General features: G+C 73.7%; 24 protein-coding genes. 20 read left to right on the forward strand and 4 right to left on the reverse strand.

Features of this window, described 5'->3' with window-relative positions; genetic code table 11:
* The first annotated feature begins 4 nt into the window (after positions 1 to 4).
* From selB to ACIA5A_RS10400, 4 genes are all read left to right on the forward strand, one after another.
* Positions 5 to 1768: a selenocysteine-specific translation elongation factor gene (selB, locus tag ACIA5A_RS10385; protein ID WP_396759099.1), complete on the forward strand. Its 1764-nt coding sequence runs from the start codon at positions 5 to 7 to the stop codon at positions 1766 to 1768.
* A 30-nt stretch (positions 1769 to 1798) separates the two neighbouring features.
* The gene (locus tag ACIA5A_RS10390) at positions 1799 to 2602 is read left to right on the forward strand and encodes a hypothetical protein (protein ID WP_396759102.1); all 804 of its coding nucleotides are present in this window, start codon (positions 1799 to 1801) and stop codon (positions 2600 to 2602) included.
* A 45-nt stretch (positions 2603 to 2647) separates the two neighbouring features.
* Complete coding sequence (locus ACIA5A_RS10395) at positions 2648 to 2845, forward strand: hypothetical protein (protein WP_091574389.1); 198 nt, start codon at positions 2648 to 2650, stop codon at positions 2843 to 2845.
* Positions 2846 to 2912: 67 nt separating this feature from the next.
* Positions 2913 to 3098 (forward strand): hypothetical protein, encoded by a 186-nt coding sequence (locus ACIA5A_RS10400; RefSeq protein ID WP_396759105.1) that lies wholly within the window; start codon positions 2913 to 2915, stop codon positions 3096 to 3098.
* 10 nt (positions 3099 to 3108) lie between these two features.
* Here the strand turns inward: ACIA5A_RS10400 and ACIA5A_RS10405 are convergent, their stop codons facing one another.
* On the reverse strand, positions 3109 to 3765 hold the full coding sequence (locus ACIA5A_RS10405) for a hypothetical protein (RefSeq protein WP_396759108.1): 657 nt from the start codon (positions 3763 to 3765) through the stop codon (positions 3109 to 3111).
* A gap of 127 nt (positions 3766 to 3892) precedes the next feature.
* Between ACIA5A_RS10405 and ACIA5A_RS10410 the strand changes: the two genes are divergently transcribed.
* Entirely contained in the window at positions 3893 to 4099 is a 207-nt protein-coding gene (locus ACIA5A_RS10410) for a hypothetical protein (protein ID WP_396759111.1), read from the forward strand.
* Between the two features lie 5 nt (positions 4100 to 4104).
* Here the strand turns inward: ACIA5A_RS10410 and ACIA5A_RS10415 are convergent, their stop codons facing one another.
* From ACIA5A_RS10415 to ACIA5A_RS10425, 3 genes are all read right to left on the reverse strand, one after another.
* On the reverse strand, positions 4105 to 4569 hold the full coding sequence (locus tag ACIA5A_RS10415; protein ID WP_396759114.1) for a hypothetical protein: 465 nt from the start codon (positions 4567 to 4569) through the stop codon (positions 4105 to 4107).
* Positions 4566 to 4775, reverse strand: coding sequence for a phosphatidylethanolamine-binding protein (locus ACIA5A_RS10420; protein ID WP_107157833.1), 210 nt, complete (start codon positions 4773 to 4775; stop codon positions 4566 to 4568). Before ACIA5A_RS10420 ends, ACIA5A_RS10415 begins: the two co-directional genes overlap by 4 nt.
* A 64-nt stretch (positions 4776 to 4839) precedes the next feature.
* A complete protein-coding gene (locus tag ACIA5A_RS10425; protein ID WP_396759117.1) occupies positions 4840 to 5721 on the reverse strand; it encodes a universal stress protein in 882 nt (293 codons plus the stop codon).
* Positions 5722 to 5849: 128 nt separating this feature from the next.
* Here ACIA5A_RS10425 and ACIA5A_RS10430 point away from each other — a divergent pair, with 128 nt between their 5' ends.
* From ACIA5A_RS10430 to ACIA5A_RS10500, 15 genes are all read left to right on the forward strand, one after another.
* The gene (locus ACIA5A_RS10430) at positions 5850 to 6596 is read left to right on the forward strand and encodes an SAM-dependent methyltransferase (RefSeq protein ID WP_396759120.1); all 747 of its coding nucleotides are present in this window, start codon (positions 5850 to 5852) and stop codon (positions 6594 to 6596) included.
* Positions 6597 to 6677: 81 nt separating this feature from the next.
* Positions 6678 to 7862, forward strand: a complete 1185-nt coding sequence (locus ACIA5A_RS10435) for a PP2C family protein-serine/threonine phosphatase (protein ID WP_396759124.1) — start codon at positions 6678 to 6680, stop codon at positions 7860 to 7862.
* A 48-nt stretch (positions 7863 to 7910) separates the two neighbouring features.
* Positions 7911 to 8381 carry a MarR family transcriptional regulator gene (locus ACIA5A_RS10440; protein ID WP_396759127.1) on the forward strand — a complete coding sequence of 157 codons (471 nt, stop codon included), beginning with the start codon at positions 7911 to 7913 and terminating at the stop codon, positions 8379 to 8381.
* Between the two features lie 304 nt (positions 8382 to 8685).
* Complete coding sequence (locus ACIA5A_RS10445) at positions 8686 to 9321, forward strand: CDP-alcohol phosphatidyltransferase family protein (protein WP_396759130.1); 636 nt, start codon at positions 8686 to 8688, stop codon at positions 9319 to 9321.
* Positions 9318 to 10286 (forward strand): DUF881 domain-containing protein, encoded by a 969-nt coding sequence (locus tag ACIA5A_RS10450; RefSeq protein ID WP_396759132.1) that lies wholly within the window; start codon positions 9318 to 9320, stop codon positions 10284 to 10286. The genes ACIA5A_RS10445 and ACIA5A_RS10450 overlap by 4 nt, the downstream gene beginning before the upstream one ends.
* Positions 10283 to 10615: a small basic family protein gene (locus ACIA5A_RS10455; RefSeq protein ID WP_007071104.1), complete on the forward strand. Its 333-nt coding sequence runs from the start codon at positions 10283 to 10285 to the stop codon at positions 10613 to 10615. The genes ACIA5A_RS10450 and ACIA5A_RS10455 overlap by 4 nt, the downstream gene beginning before the upstream one ends.
* 10 nt (positions 10616 to 10625) lie before the next feature.
* Positions 10626 to 11564 (forward strand): DUF881 domain-containing protein, encoded by a 939-nt coding sequence (locus ACIA5A_RS10460; RefSeq protein WP_396759137.1) that lies wholly within the window; start codon positions 10626 to 10628, stop codon positions 11562 to 11564.
* Between the two features lie 55 nt (positions 11565 to 11619).
* Positions 11620 to 12000, forward strand: coding sequence for a glycine cleavage system protein GcvH (gcvH, locus tag ACIA5A_RS10465; protein ID WP_181572820.1), 381 nt, complete (start codon positions 11620 to 11622; stop codon positions 11998 to 12000).
* Positions 12001 to 12217: 217 nt separating this feature from the next.
* Complete coding sequence (locus tag ACIA5A_RS10470) at positions 12218 to 12670, forward strand: FHA domain-containing protein (RefSeq protein ID WP_007071101.1); 453 nt, start codon at positions 12218 to 12220, stop codon at positions 12668 to 12670.
* 50 nt (positions 12671 to 12720) lie between these two features.
* Positions 12721 to 13422 (forward strand): MerR family transcriptional regulator, encoded by a 702-nt coding sequence (locus ACIA5A_RS10475; protein ID WP_396759140.1) that lies wholly within the window; start codon positions 12721 to 12723, stop codon positions 13420 to 13422.
* Positions 13423 to 13633: 211 nt separating this feature from the next.
* Positions 13634 to 14098, forward strand: a complete 465-nt coding sequence (locus tag ACIA5A_RS10480; protein ID WP_091056860.1) for a bifunctional nuclease family protein — start codon at positions 13634 to 13636, stop codon at positions 14096 to 14098.
* A gap of 204 nt (positions 14099 to 14302) precedes the next feature.
* Entirely contained in the window at positions 14303 to 14869 is a 567-nt protein-coding gene (locus ACIA5A_RS10485) for a MerR family transcriptional regulator (RefSeq protein WP_396759143.1), read from the forward strand.
* A 425-nt stretch (positions 14870 to 15294) separates the two neighbouring features.
* Entirely contained in the window at positions 15295 to 15684 is a 390-nt protein-coding gene (locus tag ACIA5A_RS10490; RefSeq protein WP_396759146.1) for a group 1 truncated hemoglobin, read from the forward strand.
* 2 nt (positions 15685 to 15686) lie between these two features.
* Positions 15687 to 16844: a globin domain-containing protein gene (locus ACIA5A_RS10495; RefSeq protein WP_396759148.1), complete on the forward strand. Its 1158-nt coding sequence runs from the start codon at positions 15687 to 15689 to the stop codon at positions 16842 to 16844.
* Positions 16844 to 17521 (forward strand): DivIVA domain-containing protein, encoded by a 678-nt coding sequence (locus tag ACIA5A_RS10500; RefSeq protein WP_396759151.1) that lies wholly within the window; start codon positions 16844 to 16846, stop codon positions 17519 to 17521. The genes ACIA5A_RS10495 and ACIA5A_RS10500 overlap by 1 nt, the downstream gene beginning before the upstream one ends.
* Positions 17522 to 17565: the final 44 nt, after the last annotated feature.

The raw sequence follows: 17565 nt of genomic DNA on the forward strand, positions 1-17565 counted from the left end.
CCCCGTGTGGGTGGTGGCCACCGCCGGGCACGTCGACCACGGCAAGTCGACACTCGTGCGGGCGCTGACCGGGATGGAACCGGACCGGTGGGCGGAGGAACGCCGCCGGGGCATGACCATCGACCTCGGGTTCGCCTGGACCACGCTGCCCTCCGGCGGCACCCTGGCGTTCGTCGACGTGCCCGGGCACGAGCGGTTCGTGCCGAACATGCTGGCCGGTGTCGGCCCGGTCCCGGCCGCGCTGGTCGTGGTCGGCGCCGACGAGGGCTGGATGCCGCAGTCCGCCGAGCACCTGGCCGCGCTGGACGCGCTCGGGGTGTCGTACGGGCTGCTGGCGGTGACCCGCGCGGACCTGGCCGACCCGGCGCCGGCCACGGCCCGGGCCCGACAGGAGATCGCCGCGACGTCGCTCGGCGAGGTGGAGGCGGTGGCGGTGTCCGCGCTCACCGGTGCCGGCCTGCCCGAGCTGCGAGCCGCCCTGGACCGCCTGGTCGCCCGGCTGCCCGACCCGACCCTCGACGCACCGGTGCGGCTCTGGGTGGACCGGGCGTTCACCGTGCGCGGCAGCGGGACCGTGGTCACCGGCACCCTCGGCGGCGGCCGGCTGCGCGTCGGCGACGAACTCGAACTGGCCGCCACCGGCGAGCCGGTGCGGGTCCGTGGCCTGCACTCGCTGGGCGAGGCACGGGCCGAGGTGGCCGCGGTGGCCCGGGTGGCGGTGAACCTGCGCGGCCTGTCGCGGGACCGGATCGGGCGCGGTGACGCGCTGCTGCGCCCCGACCGGTTCGGCCGCACCGACCTGCTCGACGTGCGCCTGCACGGGGACCCGGCCGCCGACCTGCCGGCCGCCCTCATGCTGCACGTCGGCTCCGCGGCGGTGCCGGTCCGGGTCCGGCCGCTCGGCGCGGACACCGTCCGGCTGCGCCTGGCCCGGCCGTTGCCGCTGGTGATCGGCGACCGGGCGCTGCTGCGCGACAGCGGCCGGCGGCACGTGGCCGGCGGGGTGACCGTGCTGGACGTGGACCCGCCGCCGTTGCGCCGCCGGGGCGCGGCAGCCGCCCGCGCCGACGTGCTGGCCGGCCTGGACGGGCGGCCCGACCTGGCCGGCGAGCTGCGCCGGCGGCGACTGGTGCGGGCCGGGCAGCTCACCCGGATGGGGGTGGCCCCGACCGCCACGCCGGTGGCCGGGGACTGGCTGGCCGACCCGGAGCACTGGCGGGACGTGGGCCGCCGGCTCACCGAGGAGGTGGCCCGGCACGCCGCCGCGCATCCGCTCGCCGCCGGCGTGCCCGTCGACGTGCTGCGCCACCGCCTCGGCCTGCCCGACCGGGCGCTGGTGACCGCGCTGCTGCGCCCGCCGCTGCGGCTGCGCGACGGCCTGGTCACCGCCGCCTCCGCGCCGACGCTGCCCGACCCGGTGGCCCGGGCGGTGGAGCGGGTCCGCGCCGAGTACGGCGACCGGCCGTTCCAGGCCCCGGAGACGCACCACCTCGCCGGCCTGGGCCTGGGCCCGAAGGAGATCGGCGCCGCGGTGCGCGCCGGGGCGCTGCTGCGGCTGGCGGAGAACGTGGTGCTGCTGCCCGGCGCGCCCGACGACGCGGTGCGGGTCCTGGCCGGCCTGCCGCAGCCGTTCACGCTCAGCGCCGCGCGGCGGGCGCTGGGCACCACGCGGCGGGTGGCGGTGCCGCTGCTGGAGCTGCTGGACCGGCGTGGTGTCACCCGGCGGCTGCCCGACGACGCCCGTGAGGTGGTCCGCCCGCCCGGCTGAGCGGTTGCGCCCGGGTGCCAGAGTGTCGGCATGATCGACGTGCGTCGGGTCGACCGGGCGTGGCTGCGCCGCCGCGCGCTGCCGGCGGCGCTGCTGGCCTGCTGGCTGGTCTGGGCGGCGCTGGCCTGGTGGACCGCGCCGCGCGCCGACGACGAGGAAGGCCTGCGGCGTGACCTCGCCGCCGGCCGGGTGCTGACGATCACCCGGGCCGAGGGGTGGGACGACTCCGGCCCCTGGGCCCGCCGCCCGGAGCCCCGGCACGCGCAGGGCGGCTCGACGGTGGTCTGGGCCCGCCCCGACGGCCGGTTCCACTACGCGTACGCGCCCGCGCCGGTGTCCGACGGGGTCGAGGACGGGGACGGCGCCGACCCGGGTCCGGAGCAGGGCACCGGCTCCCCGTCCCCGGCGGCGACCGGCGCGTCGCCGGACCCGGACGGCGGCCGGTTCCGGGACCCGTGGACCGACCCGCTGGCCGACCCCCGCGCCCTCGAGGCCACCACCCACTTCGGCGACACCCGGGCCGACGCGCTCGCCGACGCCGCCGCCACGATCGCGCTGGTGCTCGGCGCCGCCTGGCTGCTCACGCTGCTCGCCGGGCCGCCGCCGGTGCGCGGCACCCGCTGGTACTGGTTCTGGATCGGGCTGCTGCCGCTCGGCGTCGGCGTACTCGCCTGGGCGTACCGGGAGTGCTGGCGCGCCGACGTGCCCACCACCGGCACGCGCCGCTCCGGCTGGAGCGGCCTTGGTTGGTGGCTCGTCGGCGGCATCGGGGTGTCGCTGGTCCTGGCGGGACTCAGCGCGGTGCTCGGCGACCAGCTCGTGCCGAACTGGTGAGCCAACCGGCGACGGCGGGCCGGCCCGGTCACCTACCGTGACGCCATGGACCCTTCCGCGGTCTGGCGGGACAAGAACCACAGGTGGCGGATCGAGGCGTACCGGGCACCGGACCTGCGGTTCGCCATCTTCGCCACGAACGGCACCACAGAGTCGGCGCCGCTGTGGCTGTTCGGGATGGCCGCGCTGGCCCGCTGGCTGATGACGCACGCCATCTCGCTCGACGACCTGGAGACCGACTGACACCCGGACGGGGGACAACCGGCCCGAACCGGGCCAGCGGGCCGGCCGTGGCCGTACCGTCCGGGGCGTGAAGGACCGAGGACTACGGACGTTCGTCACCGTGCTCGCCGGACTGGCGGTGATCTACTTCGGCGCCACCGGGCACCGCGCCGGCGGCGGCGAGGGCGGCGGCATCTCCGGCGGCGTGGTGCTGCTCGCGCTGCTCGCCTCGCTGCTGGCCTGGCACCTGACCCGGCCCGGCCCGGCCAAGTAGCCGGAGCGGCTCAGCCGGCCGCGGCGGCGGTGCGGCTCACCTCGCCGGCCGACTCCTCGCCGAGCGCCACCCGCACCAGCGCCGACGCCAACCGCCCGAAGTCGGCCTCCCCGACCAGCCCGACCAGGCTGCCCGGGTTCGCCGGCAGGCCCAGGCGTCGGGCCCCGGCCAGGGTCCGCCGGTCCGCGTACGGGCGCACGTCCGGCCAGACCGCCTGCGCCTCACGCAGGAAGATGTCCGCGCCGGTCGGGCCGATGCCGGGGAACTCGGTGAGCCGCCGGCGCAGCACCGCCCGGTCCGCGCCCGCCTCCCGGTGCAGCCGGCGCAGGTCCCCGTGCCACCGGTCCAGGCAGAGCCGGGCGCCGGTGCCGAGCATGGTGGCGGTCCGCTCGTCGTAGCGCCGGTAGTGGCCCCGGCCCAACGCGTCCACCCGCTCCTGCCAGCTCGCCGCCTCCATCGCCTGCGGGGTGCGCCACCCGGCGGCGAACAGCTCCCGCGCCGCGGCCACCGCCACGCTCGCCCGGATCCGGGTGCTCAGCAGCGTGGTCAGCACCAGCAACTGGTAGAGCGGCCCGGGCCGGTCGGCGAGCGTGATCCCGGCCTCCTCCGCGTACGTGCGGGACTGTCGATCCAGCAGGGCCCGCGCCACGTTCCGATCGTCCGGCATTCGTCCCGGTTACCCACCGGGAGCCGGCCCAGACCCCGTCGTCGCGCCGGAATGCGCCGGGCGGCACCGGGTACCCGGGCCGGGCGTGCGGTCGAGCGCCGTGCGCTCCCACCGGAAGGAGAGACCTGTGGTCAAGCCGCAGCAGGAGGAACTCCGCCGTAACGACCTCGGCGCGACCAGCCAGGACAGCCGGAAGTCCGCCGCCGGTGGCGGCGACCGCTCGCGCGGCGGGGGCACGTCGAACGCCGACGCGGGGCGGCCGGTGCCGAAGGGGCAGGTGTCGCCGTACGGCCCGGCCGGGAAACCGGTGGCCGACGACGCCGGCGACCGCTGACCGGGTCACGACGACGGCCGCAGCCTCCGCCAGGTGGCTGCGGCCGTCAGCCCGTACGCCAGGTGCGGCACCAGGTCGGAGAGCCAGTCGACCCGGCGCCAGGTGCGCGGGTCGGTCACCCCGAGCAGCGTCATCGAGCTGTCCGAGGTGGCCATCACCCCGCCGCCGAGCAGCGTGACGGCCACCGGCAGCGGCACCCGCCGGTGGCCGGCGAGCAGACCGAACGCGGCTCCGGCCCCGATGCCGGTGAGGTAGCCGAGCACTGGCCCGAGGCCGGCCCGCCGGTTCGCCGCCTCCTCGACCGGGCCCAGGTCGACGTGGGCGACGTCGGCCAGGCGCCCGGCGGTCGTCTCCGGGGTGGTGCTGGCCGGTCGGGCCCGTACCGCCATGTCCAGATAGCTGACCACGTTGAGCACGGCACTGCCGACGGCGCCCGCGATGGCGCCGTCGACAAGGCGTGCCGCCCTCACTTCGGGTCGCCCGGTTCGCGCTCGCCCTTGGGCCCGTAGGTCCGTTCGCCCCGGACGACGCCACGCTGACCCCGGTCGTCCTGCAGGATCCGGTTGGCCACCCGGTTCGCCTCCTGGTCGGCGGCCCGCCCGGACTGCTCGACGCGGTCACGCAGGCGCGCCCGCTGCTTGTCGTACGCGTTGCTGCCCGGCCGTGGTCCTGGCATCGCTGCCTCCTCCGGTCGCTGTGGCTGTCGGCACCGTCTACCCGTCCGGGGCCCGGGCAACCGTTCAGTCGTCGGCGCGCACCACCGCGACCGGGCAGTCGGCGCGGTGCAGCAGCGCCTGGCTCACCGAGCCGAGCAGCAGCCCGGTCAGCTCGCCGCGACCCCGCCGGCCGACCACGAGCAGTTGGGCGTCGCGGGAGGCCGCGGTGAGCGCCGCCACCGGCCGGGCGTGCGTCACCTCGTGGGTCACCGGCACGTCCGGCCAGCGCTCCTCGACCCCGGTCAACGACTCGGCCAGCACCCGGTCCTCCTCGTCGCGCACCTGCCCCTCCTCGTACACCAGGGGCTGCATGTCGCCGGGGCCCTGCGAGGCCGGGTGGGTCCAGGCGTGCACCGCGTGCAGGCGGGCGCCGCGCGACGACGCGGCGCCGGCGGCGAACTCGACCGCGTCGCGTGACAGCGGCGAGCCGTCCACGCCGACCACCACCGGGCCGGCGTCGTGGGCCGTGCCGCGGGCGATCAGCACCGGGCAGTCGGCGTGCGAGGCGACCTGGATCGCGACGGAGCCGACCACCAGCGCGGCGAAGCCGCCGAGACCCCGGTCGCCGAGCACCACCAGCGCCGCGGTGGGGGACTCGCCGAGCAGCACGGCGGACGCCTCCCCGTCGATGATCTCGCCGGTGATGCGGAGACCGGGGCACTCCGCCTCGGCCACCGCGACCGCGTCGCCGACCACCTGCTCGGCCTGGTGGCGCAGGCCGGCGCCGGGTGGGGCGTCCGTGGGCGCGGAGACCGGCACCCGCAGCAGGGGCCAGATGAATGCGTGCACCACCCGCAACGGGCGGTTGCGGCGGACCGCCTCCCGGGCCGCCAGGCGCACCGCCCGGGCCGCCGGCTCCGAACCGTCCACGCCCACCACCACGGCCGCGCCGTTCGCCGAGTTCACCCCGTACCTCCCGTCGCCGGCCGCCCTGGCGCCAGTATCACGGCCGGCGGGACCCCGGCGGGCTGATACCGCCCGACCCGACCGCTCGGTACGCTGGCGGTCAGCGCCCAGGGGAGGGAGCCTCGTCGATGGCCGCGCCGGACGCACCGAGCACCGCCCGCATGATCGACCACTGGCTCGGCGGCCGGGACCACCGCCCGGTGGACGTGGCCGCGGCGGCGGCGTTCGAGGCGGCGTACGGGCCGTGCGCGGCGATCTTCCGCTCGTTGCGGGCGTTCCTCGGCCGGACGGTGCGGGCGATCGCCGCCGAGGGCGTCGACGGGTTCCTGGTCTTCGGCGCCGGCGTGCGCACCTGCGGCAACGTGCACGAGGTGGCGCCGGGCGCGACGGTCCTCTACACCGACGTCGACCCGGAGACGGTCCGGCTCGGTCGACGCCTGCTGGCCGGCAGCGACCGCGCCGGCTACGGCCCGGGCGACGTCACCGACATCGGTACGCTCGACCCGGCGCTGCTGCGCCGCTTCGTGCCGGGGTGGGGGCGACGCCCGGTCGGGGTGGTCTTCCTCGGGCTGGCCGCGTTCCTGGACGACGACACGCTCGCCCGCACGCTCGACGACCTGTACGAGGCGGCCGCGCCGGGCAGTTGGCTGGCGATCGACTTCGACAGCGAGGAACTGGCCGGGCACCCCGAGGCGTTGGCCATGATGGGACCGGCGTTCCGGATGCGCGCGCCCGAGCGGTTCGCGCCGCTGCTGGGCCGGTGGCGGCCGACGGCCGAGGGTGTCGTGCCGGTGGCCCGATGGCGGCCGGTGGGCGAGCCGGAGCCGGTGCCGGACGCGTTCCACGGCGCGCTGGCGCGGCGTCCGGCCGGCTGACCGGCCACCCCCCGTCCGCTGTCGGTGGTCCTCCGTATGATGTTTGCCCTGTAGCAATAGTCGTCATCGGAGGATGAGCACATGCCGGAGGCGTCCGGACCGGTGTCGCGTGCCCTGCGCACGGCGCCACCCGACCAGCTGGCGGAGGCCGCGGAGGCGGTCCTCCGGCAGACGCTCGGCGCCGTGCGGGCGGAGGTGTTCGTCGCGGACTACCGGTTCAGTGGCCTCTGGCCGGTGCTGGACCCGGACCGTCCCGACGGTGGCCCGCTCCGCGCCCACGGCGTGGCCCAGCGCTGTTTCAGCAGCCAGCAAGCGGTGCTGGACACCGTGGACGAGGGCCGCTGCCGCACCTACCTGCCGCTGTCGGTGTGGGGGGAACGGCTCGGCGTGCTGATGGTCGAGCTGCCGGGCGCTCCGGGCCCGGCCACCGTCGCCGCCGCCCAGGACGCCGCCGGCGACCTGGCGGTGGCGATGCGCGCGGCCGACCGGGAGACCGACCGCTACCGCCGGGCACGTCGCCGGGAGCGGCTCAGCATGGCCGCGGAGATGCAGTGGGACCTGCTGCCCGGGCGCAGCGTGCGGCACGGTGACGTGTTGCTGGCCGGGCAGCTCGAACCGGCCTACACGGTGGGCGGCGACCACTTCGACTGGTCGGTCGACGGCGACCGGCTCACCGTCACGGTGCTCAACGGCGCCGGCAACGGGCTGTCCGCCTCGTTGTTGACCGCGGTCACCGTCAACGCCATGCGCAATGCGCGCCGCTCCGGCGGCAGCCTGGTCGAGCAGGCCGAGCTGGCCTCCGACACGATCTTCTACCAGCACCGGGGGGAGCGGCACGTCGCCACGTTGCTGCTGGAGCTGGACGACCGGCGGGGCGTGGTGCGGGCGGTGGACGCCGGCTCCCCGCACGTGCTGCGGCTGCGCGGCGGCCGGGTCACCCGGGTCACGCTGGAGCAGCAACTGCCGCTGGGCATGTTCGCCGAGACCCGCTACGCGGTGCAGGAGTTCGGCCTGGAGCCGGGGGACCGGCTGTTCGTGGTCAGCGACGGGGTGTACGCGGCAGAGCCGGACGAGCAGGAGCCGTACGGGAATCGGGCGATGGCCCGGGCGATGCGGTCCACTCGGTTGCAGCCGGCGACCGAGGCAGTTGGTACGGTGATGCGCGAACTGCACGCGTACCATGCCGACGCGGATCTTCGCGACGACGCGGTCGTCGTCTGCCTGGACTGGCGCGGTTCCAGCCGGCCGGACGACGTCGGGCAGTGACCGGAGCGGCGGAGCGAACACGAGCGGGACGATCGCAGGGGACAGCGAGTGGAGCGACCTCCGAATCTTGCCGCGGCCGTCGAGGCGGCCGCCGAGGCGCTCATCGGTGTGCTCGACTCCGCCACCTCGCGGCACACCGTCAGCGTCTCGCCCACCCAGTTGCGGGTGCTGTCGTTGATCATGTCCCACCCGGACACCAACGTGAACCGGCTGGCCGAGCTGCTGGACGTGGTGCCGTCGTCGGCGAGCCGGCTCTGCGACCGGCTGGAGGCGGTGGGCCTGCTGCGCCGGGTGGCCGACCCGCGGGACCGTCGCGAGGTGCGCCTGCTGCCCACGAACGCGGCCGAGTCGCTCCTGCGTGAGCTGCAGGAGCGGCGGCACCGGGCGGTGCAGGCGGTGCTCGACCGGATGCCCAACCGGGTGCAGCACGAGCTGCTGCTGGCGTTGCTCGCGTTCGGGCAGGCGGCCACCATGACGGCGCCGCAGCCCGGCACCGACTCGACCGCCCGCTCCGCCTGACCGCCCCAGGACCCGCCGCCGGTCGCCCATTCAGCTAGTATCCTAGGACGCCCTGCAGGTTGTGACAGTCGACACCGTCACGACACTGAGCAGCGGCGCAGCACGGCGCCCGGGGCGGACGGGGAAGCCCGATATAGTGGCAGCGCAACTGGCCGGCCCGTGATCGACTCGATCCCGGGCCGCATCGGGGAGGTCCCAGCCCGGGATCGCAGAGGGCGCCGGCATCTGACCGGCCGGTAACGCGCACGTTCCTCCGGCGGCCGCTCGTACGGCTGCCGGACCGTGCTGCGAAGGGGGGGTTAGGGTGTCGCGTGGGCCGGCTCCGGCGGAGCATTCGGGGGACCCGTCGACGATCGCCGCCGATCGCGTCCTCACCCTGCCCAACCTGATCAGCTTCGTCCGACTGCTGGGTGTGCCGCTGTTCCTCTGGCTCTTCCTCGTGGTCCGGGCCGACGTGGTCGCCGTCGTGGTGCTGGCCGTCGGCGGCACCAGCGACTGGGTGGACGGCTGGATCGCCCGCCGGATGCGGCAGGTGAGCCGGCTGGGTGAGCTGCTCGACCCGCTCGCCGACCGGCTCTACATCCTGGCCACCCTGCTCGCCTTCACCGCCCGCGAGGTGGTGCCCTGGCAGTTCACCGCCGCGCTGCTGGCCCGGGAGCTGCTGCTGCTCGGCTCGCTGGGCGTGCTGCGCCGCCACGGCTACGGCCCGCCGCCGGTGCACTACGTGGGCAAGACCGCCACCTTCCTGCTGCTGGCGGCGTTCCCGATCCTGCTGCTGGCCGACGCCGCGCCGGGGGTGGCCACCGCCGCCGCGGCGATCGGGTGGGGGCTGGCCTGGTGGGGCCTGGTGCTCTACTGGGTCGCCGGCGCGATGTACGTGGTGCAGGCCCGCCGGCTGGTGCGGCAGATGCGCGCGCGGCGCGCGGGGGCGACGGCATGACCACGACGCGGCCGCCGCGTGACGGGGAGCGTGACCCGTCGGCACGGGTGTACGCGCCGGACTTCCTGACCGAGCTGTTCCGCAACCCGTTGGATCCGGGTTACGCGGACGCGGCGGCGCGGCGCGCGTCCGTGGGTCCGGTGTCGCGGCTGCGGCAGGTGCTGGGTCGGCCGGTGAGCCTGGTGGTGCTGGCGGTGATCGGGTTCCTGTTCGCGGTGGCCTACCGGGAGACGATGGCCGAGGAGCCGAGCCGGGCGACGGCGCGGGCCGGGTTGATCGCCGAGATCAAGCAGCGGGAGACGGAGACGGACCGGTTGACCGCGCGGGCGGAGCAGTTGCGCGAGGAGGTCGGCCGGCAGCGGGACGCGGCGTTGAGCGGCTCGCAGGCGTCCCGGCTGCGCACCCTGGAGGCGGGTACCGGCCTGGGTCGGGTGCGCGGCGACGGCGTGGTGGTGCGGTTGGCCGACGCGCCGCGGGACAAGGACGCGGTGACGGGCGCCGAGGCGGGGCCGTCGCAGGTGCTGTACTCGGATCTGCAGAAGGTGGCGAACGGTCTGTGGGCGGCGGGCGCGGAGGCTGTGTCGATCAACGGGCAGCGGTTGACGGCGACGACGACGATCCGGCAGGCCGGTGAGGCGATCCTGGTGGACTACCGGCCGGTGACGAGTCCGTACGAGGTGCAGGCGATCGGGCCGGGTTCGATGCGGGACACGTTCGACGACGGCCGGGCGGCGGCGTTGATGCGGGAGGTGGCTCGTACGACGGGCTTGTCGTTCGGGGTGAAGGAGGTCGACGACCTCGCCCTCCCGGCCGCGCCGGAGCCACGGCTACGCTACGCCGAGCCTCCGGCGAGTCCGAGTCCGAGTCCGAGTCCGAGTCCGTCGGGTTCGCCCGTCGGGGGTTCGTCCAGTCCCGAGCCGTCCGGCTCGGGAGTTTCTCCCCGTCCCTCCGGAGGTGGCCGATGATCGCGGTGCTGGCGTTGCTCGCCGGTGTGGTGCTGGGGGTGTATCTGGATCCCACGGTGCCGGCGGCGTTGCAGCCGTATCTGCCGATCGCGGTGGTGGCCGCGTTGGACGCGGTGTTCGGTGGGGTGCGGGCGAAGCTGGACCGGATCTTCGACGACAAGCAGTTCGTGGTGTCGTTCATCTCGAACGTGCTGGTGGCGGGTCTGATCGTGTATCTGGGTGACCAGTTGGGTGTGGGCGGTCAGTTGTCCACCGGTGTGGTGGTCGTGCTCGGTGTGCGCATCTTCGGGAACGTGGCGGCGATCCGCCGGCACCTGTTCCGGGCGTAGGTTGGTGGCGATGAGCGAGGAGCAGCGGGATACGGGCACGGGGTGGCCGCAGCCGGCGATGCCGGGGCGGCCGTCGGGTCCGGCGGGTGAGCCGGATCCGCGTCCGGACGCGCCGGATCCGGACGAGTTGAGCCCGTTGGCGCCGGTCGAGCCCGTGGCGCCCGTGGAGCCGGACGCGCCGGTGGAGCGGGAGGACGTGCCGGCGCCGGCGGAGGAGCCGGGGGCGGCGGCACGTGAGCGGGTGCCGGTGGCGCGGCGGTTCACGTCGGCGGGCGCGATGATCGGCGTGTTGCTGGCGTTGTTGGGGTTCACGCTCGTGGTGCAGTTGAAGACGACGTCGACGGATCCGACGCTCGCGGCGACGCGGGAGGAGGACCTGGTGCGGATCTCGTCGGATCTGGACTCGCGGGAGCGGCGGCTGCGCCAGGACATCGAGGCCCTGGAGGAGAGCCAGCGGCAGTTGCGCTCGGGTGAGCAGGGTCGGCAGGCGGCGTTGCAGGAGGCGACGCGGCGGGCGGACGAGCTGGGCATCCTGGCGGGGTCGCTGCCGGCGGTGGGGCCGGGCCTGGAGGTGCGGTTCTCGGGGTCGGACAAGGCGATGTCGTCGACGCGGATCCTGGACGCGGTGCAGGAGTTGCGGGGCGCGGGCGCGGAGGCGATGCAGATCCAGGGTGTGGACGGCACCGCGGTGCGGATCATCGCGTCGACGTATTTCGTGGACGGCTCGGGTGGTGGTCTGGTGGTGGACGGGCGTCGGTTGAGTGGTCCGTACACGATCCTGGTGATCGGTGATCCGGCGACGATGCGTACGGCCTTGAACATTCCGGGCGGGGTGGTCTCATCGGTGCGGGACAACGGCGGTAACGTGACGTCCGAGGATCGTGAGGTTGTGGAGGTTTCGCAGCTTCACGCGCCGATCAGGCTGGACCACGCCCGGCCGGTTTCCTGACCGGTCGCGGCCGCGCCGGTTTCTCCCGGTGCGCCGATGACGAAGGACGCAGTTGGTGATTCCTGAGGATCTGCGGTACACCGCCGAGCACGAGTGGGTGGTCGGTGGTGACGGTGGTGTCGTCCGCGTCGGTATTACGCACTTCGCGCAGGACGCCCTGGGTGACATCGTGTTCGTGCAGCTGCCGGACCCTGGTGCGGTGGTGGCGGCCGGTGAGTCGCTGGGGGAGATCGAGTCGACGAAGAGCGTCTCGGAGATCTACGCGCCGTTGAGTGGCACGGTGTCGGCGCGCAACGAGGCGTTGGCCGACACGCCGGAGGTGATCAACACTGATCCGTACGGTGCGGGTTGGTTGGTGGAGATCACTCCGGAGGATCCGGCGGCGGTCGAGGGGTTGTTGACCGCCGGCGCTTATCGCGAGCTCACCGAGAGCTGAGTTCGTGTCGTTCCGGGCGGCGGAGTTGGTTCCGCGCGTCCGGTTGCCCTGCATTTCGGCGCTGGCTAGGCTCGCCCAGTCGACCGAGAACCAATAGTTTGAGCGTTGCGGAGTGCGCCTTCCCGGGCACGGGGAGCCAGCCGCCGGGTGTGGGTTTGCCCGGCGGCCAGACCCGCCATTCCCCGACGCCGACCGAACAGATCCGTGAGGTGGTCCCATGACGCGCCCAGACGACGAGTTCCCCCCGCTCGACGTCACTTCGACGCTCAATCTCGGTTCGCTCGACGAAGTGCTGGAGGGGCCGGACACCGATGTGGTGCCGAGCCGCATGTCCGGTTCGTTGCCGCCGGGAATGGCGTTGCTGGTGGTTCGCCGGGGCCCGAATGCGGGTGCCCGGTTCCTGTTGGACCACGACGTGACGACGAGTGGGCGGCACCCGGACAGTGACATCTTCCTCGACGACGTGACGGTGTCGCGGCGGCACGCGGAGTTCCACCGGGACGGTGGCACGTTCACGGTGCGGGACGTGGGCAGCCTGAACGGCACGTACGTGAACCGGGAGCGGGTCGAGGCGGCCACGTTGAGCAACGGTGACGAGGTGCAGATCGGCAAGTTCCGGGTGGTGTTCATCGCCGGTCCGCGCCCGGAGGAGGAGGCCGGCCGGGGGTGAACGAGCCTGCGGCTTCGACGCCGTCCGGTGCGGGGCGCTCGCCTGGGCTGATGAGCATCGGCGAGGTGTTGGCGCAGTTGCGGGCGGAGTTTCCGGACGTGACGATCTCGAAGTTGCGGTTCCTGGAGGCCGAGGGCCTGGTGGAGCCGCAGCGGACGCCGGCGGGTTACCGGAAGTACGGCTGGGACGACGTGGCGCGGCTGCGGTTCGTGTTGACCGCGCAGCGGGATCAGTATCTGCCGTTGCGGGTGATCCGGGAGCAGTTGGCGGAGTGGGATTCGTCGGATGCGCCGTCGGGGCGGTCGCGGCCGAATCTGGTGGCGGTCGGTCCGGGTGGTGAGGTGCCGGGTCGGGAGTCGGCGGATTCGGTCGGGTCGCCCGAGGTGCGGTTGGGTCGCTCGGAGTTGTTGTCGCGCAGTGGCGTCGACGAGTCGACGTTGGTCGAGTTGGAGCGGCTCGGTGTGCTGGTGTCGGATCCGCCGGGGTGGTACGACGGGGATGCGTTGATCATCGCGAGTGCGGTGGCGGGGTTGGCGGCGTACGGGTTCCAGCCGCGGCATCTGCGGGCGTACCGGTCGGCGGCGGATCGGGAGGTCGGCCTGTTCGCGCAGTTGGTGGCGCCGTTGGCGCGGCAGAGTGATCCGGCGGCGCGGGGTCGGGCGGCGGAGACGGCGCGGGAGTTGATGGCGTTGTCGCAGCAGTTGCACGCGGCGTTGGTGCGGGTGGGGCTGCGGTCGACGTTGGGTCGGTGAGGTGTGGTGGGGGGCCGGGCGCCGTGGGGTGTCCGGCCCTTCGTCGTGAGTGGGCGCGTGCGGTTCGTCGGTGATGGGCGTGTCGTAGGCTTGCCGGGGTAAGCCTGTCTGTCGGGGCGTGGTGCTCGTAGCGCGTGGGACTTGCGCGTTCCGGTCCGTGTACGGTGCAGGGAAGGCGCGGTGCGAAGGTGACGACGACACGGAGGCGGCGGTGCGCGAGCTGAGCGTGGTCGGAGTTCGGGTGGAGTTGCCCAGCAACCAGCCGATCGTCCTGCTGCGGGAGGTCGAGGGGGACCGCTATCTGCCGATCTGGATCGGTGCGGTCGAGGCGACGGCGATCGCCTACGAGCAGCAGGGCGTCAAGCCGGCTCGGCCGTTGACGCATGATCTTCTGCGGGACGTGTTGGCGGCGGTGCAGGCGCCGTTGCGGGCGGTGGAGATCACCGAGTTGAAGGAGAACGTCTTCTACGCGGATCTGCTGCTGGGTGACGGGGTGCGGGTGTCGGCACGGCCGAGTGACTCGATCGCGTTGGCGTTGCGGGTTGGTGCGCCGATTCGTTGTGCGGAGCAGGTCCTCAGCGAGGCGGGGATCGTGATCCCGGACGAGCAGGAGGACGAGGTGGAGAAGTTCCGGGAGTTCCTGGATCAGGTGCGTCCGGAGGACTTCGCGGGTTGAGTGGTGCCCGGCCCGGTGGGTCGGGGTGCGCGGCGGCGGCGGTCACGGTGGTGGCGGCTGGCCGCCGTGTGTGCTGTCGGTGGCGCGGCGTGTCGGGTGTCTCCTGCCGGTGTAGTCCGCTCGTCGGCGTTAGGGTTGCCGTGTCGAGGGGTGCGCGTACGGGGAAGCGGACGTGGCGCCGCACGGGCGGGGAGGTTGGTCCGGATGCACGAGCCGCGAGATCCTGGTCCGAGTTCGGAGCAGCAGTTCGCCGACGGTGAGGTGGGCTACCGGGGTGTGACCGCGTGTTCGGCGGTGGGCATCAGTTACCGGCAGTTGGACTACTGGGCGCGGACGTCGTTGGTGGTGCCGAGTGTGCGGGACGCGTCGGGCTCGGGGACGTCCCGGTTGTATTCGTTCCGCGACCTGGTGGTGTTGAAGGTCGTGAAGCGGTTGTTGGACGCCGGGGTGTCGTTGCAGAACATCCGGAAGGCGATCGACGCGTTGCGGTCGCGTGGGGTGGACGATCTGGCGGGCATCACGTTGATCTCCGACGGGACGACGGTGTACGAGTGCCGGTCGCCGGAGGAGGTGGTCGACCTGTTGCAGGGTGGCCAGGGGGTGTTCGGCATCGCGATCGGTGGCGCGTTCAAGGAGATCCAGGGTTCGTTGTCGCATCTGCCGGCGGAGCCGGTGGGTGGGTCGGAGCCGGATGTTCCGGCGGTGGAGTCCGAGGTGGAGTCGGTGGGTGACGAGTTGGCGGCGCGTCGGGCGCGGCGTCGGGCCGGCTGATCCATCGGCGTCTCGTGTACGGGATCGCGTCGTGGCGTTTCGCCCGGCGCGATTCGTCGTTTCGGTGACGGACGGTGAGTGCGGCGGGGTGCCGGTGGCCGGTCGGCGGCAGGTGTCCGGGTGGGGGCGGGTGTGCGCAGGTGGCGGTGGGTGGCCGCGCAGTGTCCGAAAGAGACGGTACGCCGCCGGTGTTGACCTTGTGTGTTCGGGTGGGTGCGTGTGGGTGACCGGTCGGGGTGGTGTCGTTGACTGTCCGTGGTTGACGGTTGTCGGGATACCGATAGGCCCTGCGTGAAGTGTGGCGGCGGGCGCGCTATGGTCCGTCTCGGTCGTCGGCGTGTCGACGTCACGGTGTGTGACGCCGCGTCGGCTGGCGATGCCCGGCCGCGGCGCTGTCGCGGCTCTCCCTGGCGGAAGGACCGGCCATGACGGTGACGAGCGAGACCACCCCGATCTCCCACTACGACCGCATCGGCGGCGCGGCGGCGGTGAAGGCGGCGGTGGAGTTGTTCTACGACAAGGTGTTGGCGGACGGCGACCTGGCCGGCTACTTCGCCGGGGTGGACATGGCCGAGCAGCGGCGGCACCTGGCGTTGATGTTGGCGGTGGTGCTGGGCGGCCCGAACGAGTACGCGGGGCGGGGGCTGGCGGAGGCGCACCAGCCGCTGGACATTCCGGGGGCGCACTACGCGAAGGTGGGTGAGCACCTGACGGCGACGCTCGTGGAGTTGGGTGTGCCGGCGGATGTGATCGCCGATGTGCAGGTCGTGCTCGGTCAGGTGCGCGAGCAGGTCGTGTCGGCGGGGAACGCCTGAGCGTGGACGCGGCACGGCTCAAGCAGAGCTGGTCGCTGGTGGCCGGGCACGGCGACCAGGTGCCGCTCTACTTCTATTCGACGTTGTTCCTGGCGCATCCGGACACCCGGCAGATGTTCGGCACCAACATGGCCGGGCAGCGGGATCGGCTGGTGTCGGCGTTGGGGCACATCGTGTCGCACGTGGACCAGGTGGACCGGCTGGTCGGGTTCCTGCAGCAGTTGGGCGCCGACCACCGTAAGTTCGCGGTGCGCGCCGAGCACTACCCGGCGGTGGGTGAGGCGTTGCTGGAGACGCTGCGGCACTTCAGCGGCTCGGCGTGGACCGACGAGTTGGCCGCGGACTGGGCCGCGGCGTACGGGTTGGTCGCGCAGGTGATGACGGAGGCGGCGCAGGCGGCGGAGGCGCACTCCCCGCCGTGGTGGGTGGCGGAGGTGCTGGCGCACGAGCGGCGCACGTTCGACGTGGCGGTGTTGACGGTGCGGCCGCAGTATCTGTTGCCGTTCACCCCGGGTCAGTCGATCGGGGTGTCGCATCCGGCGGTGCGGTCGTGGCGGTACTACTCGCCGGCGAACGCGCCGCGTCCGGACGGCACGGTGGAGTTGCACGTGCGGGCCGCGCCGGGCGGCGCGGTGTCGTCGCGGCTGGTGTACGGGTGCGCGGCGGGGGATCAGGTGCACCTGGCGGCGCCGGTGGGGGACCGGTTGACGTTGTGGCCGGCCGGGTCGTCGGATCTGCTGCTGCTGGCCGCCGGCACCGGCTGGGCGCCGGTGAAGGCGTTGGTGGAGCAGGTCGCGGCGGAGGGTTCGGGGCGGCGGGTGGACCTGTACGTGGGGGCCCGTTCGCGTACCGAGTTCTACGACAGCGAGGCGATCGACAAGGTGGCCGCGTCGCATCCGTGGCTGCGGGTGTCGTACGTGGCGGGGTCGGATCCGCAACGCCCGGGTGAGGTGGCGCGGGTCGTGGACCGGGTGCTCGCCGACGGGGACTGGCGGTCGCGGCACGTGTACGTGTGTGGTTCGGACGAGATGGTGGGTCAGTCGGTGGCGGCGTTGACGGGGGCCGGTTACCAGCCGGGTCAGCTGCACCACGAGGGTTTCGGCAAGCACTGGTACGGGCCGACGTGGCGTACCGCGACCACCCCTGACGGAGGTATCTGATGTCGGCTCCGATCAGCGGTTACGACGCGCAGCAGGTGTCCGGGCCGGTGCAGGTGCGGTTGACCTCGGACCGGGTGCGGCGGTGGGAGTTCGGGTCGGCGGCGTTCACCCGCCGTGGCTACGAGCAGGCCGACGTGGACCGGTTCCGGATGCAGGTGGCCGACGAGTTGGATCTCCTGGCCGCGCAGGTGGCGAATCTGCGGGCGGAGAACGAGCGGCTCAACGACCATCTGGAGTTGCACCGGCACGGGGTGATCCCGAGCGCGGACAAGCCGGCGATGCCGGCGGCGAAGGAGGTCAACCTGCTGTCGGCGGCGCAGCGGGAGGCCGAGCAGATCATCGCGCAGGCCCACGACTACGCCCGGCGGGTCGCCGAGTACGCCCGCACGCAGTACGAGAGTTATCTGCGGGCTGCGGCGGAGGAGGCGCGGTCGGAGGCGGAGCGGGCGGTGGTGGAATATCGCGCCTCGGCGGGTCAGAACGTCGACGACGCGGTGGCCACCCGGGAGGCGTTGCGGATCTTCGGGGAGATGATGATGTCGCACATGCGGGCGGCGGCGCGGCATCTCGACGACGGCAGTGAGCAGTTGGCGCGCACGATGGAGCGCATCGCCCGGGAGGTGCCGCCGGCGGCCGGCGGCGCTCCGCAGCCGGCGTTGCCGCGTCACCAGCGCTGAGGTGTGAGAGGGGGCCCCTTCTCGACGCCAGGCGTTAAGAGGGG

Source organism: Micromonospora sp. NPDC051300 (assembly GCF_044455315.1).
Lineage (GTDB): Bacteria > Actinomycetota > Actinomycetes > Mycobacteriales > Micromonosporaceae > Micromonospora > Micromonospora robiginosa.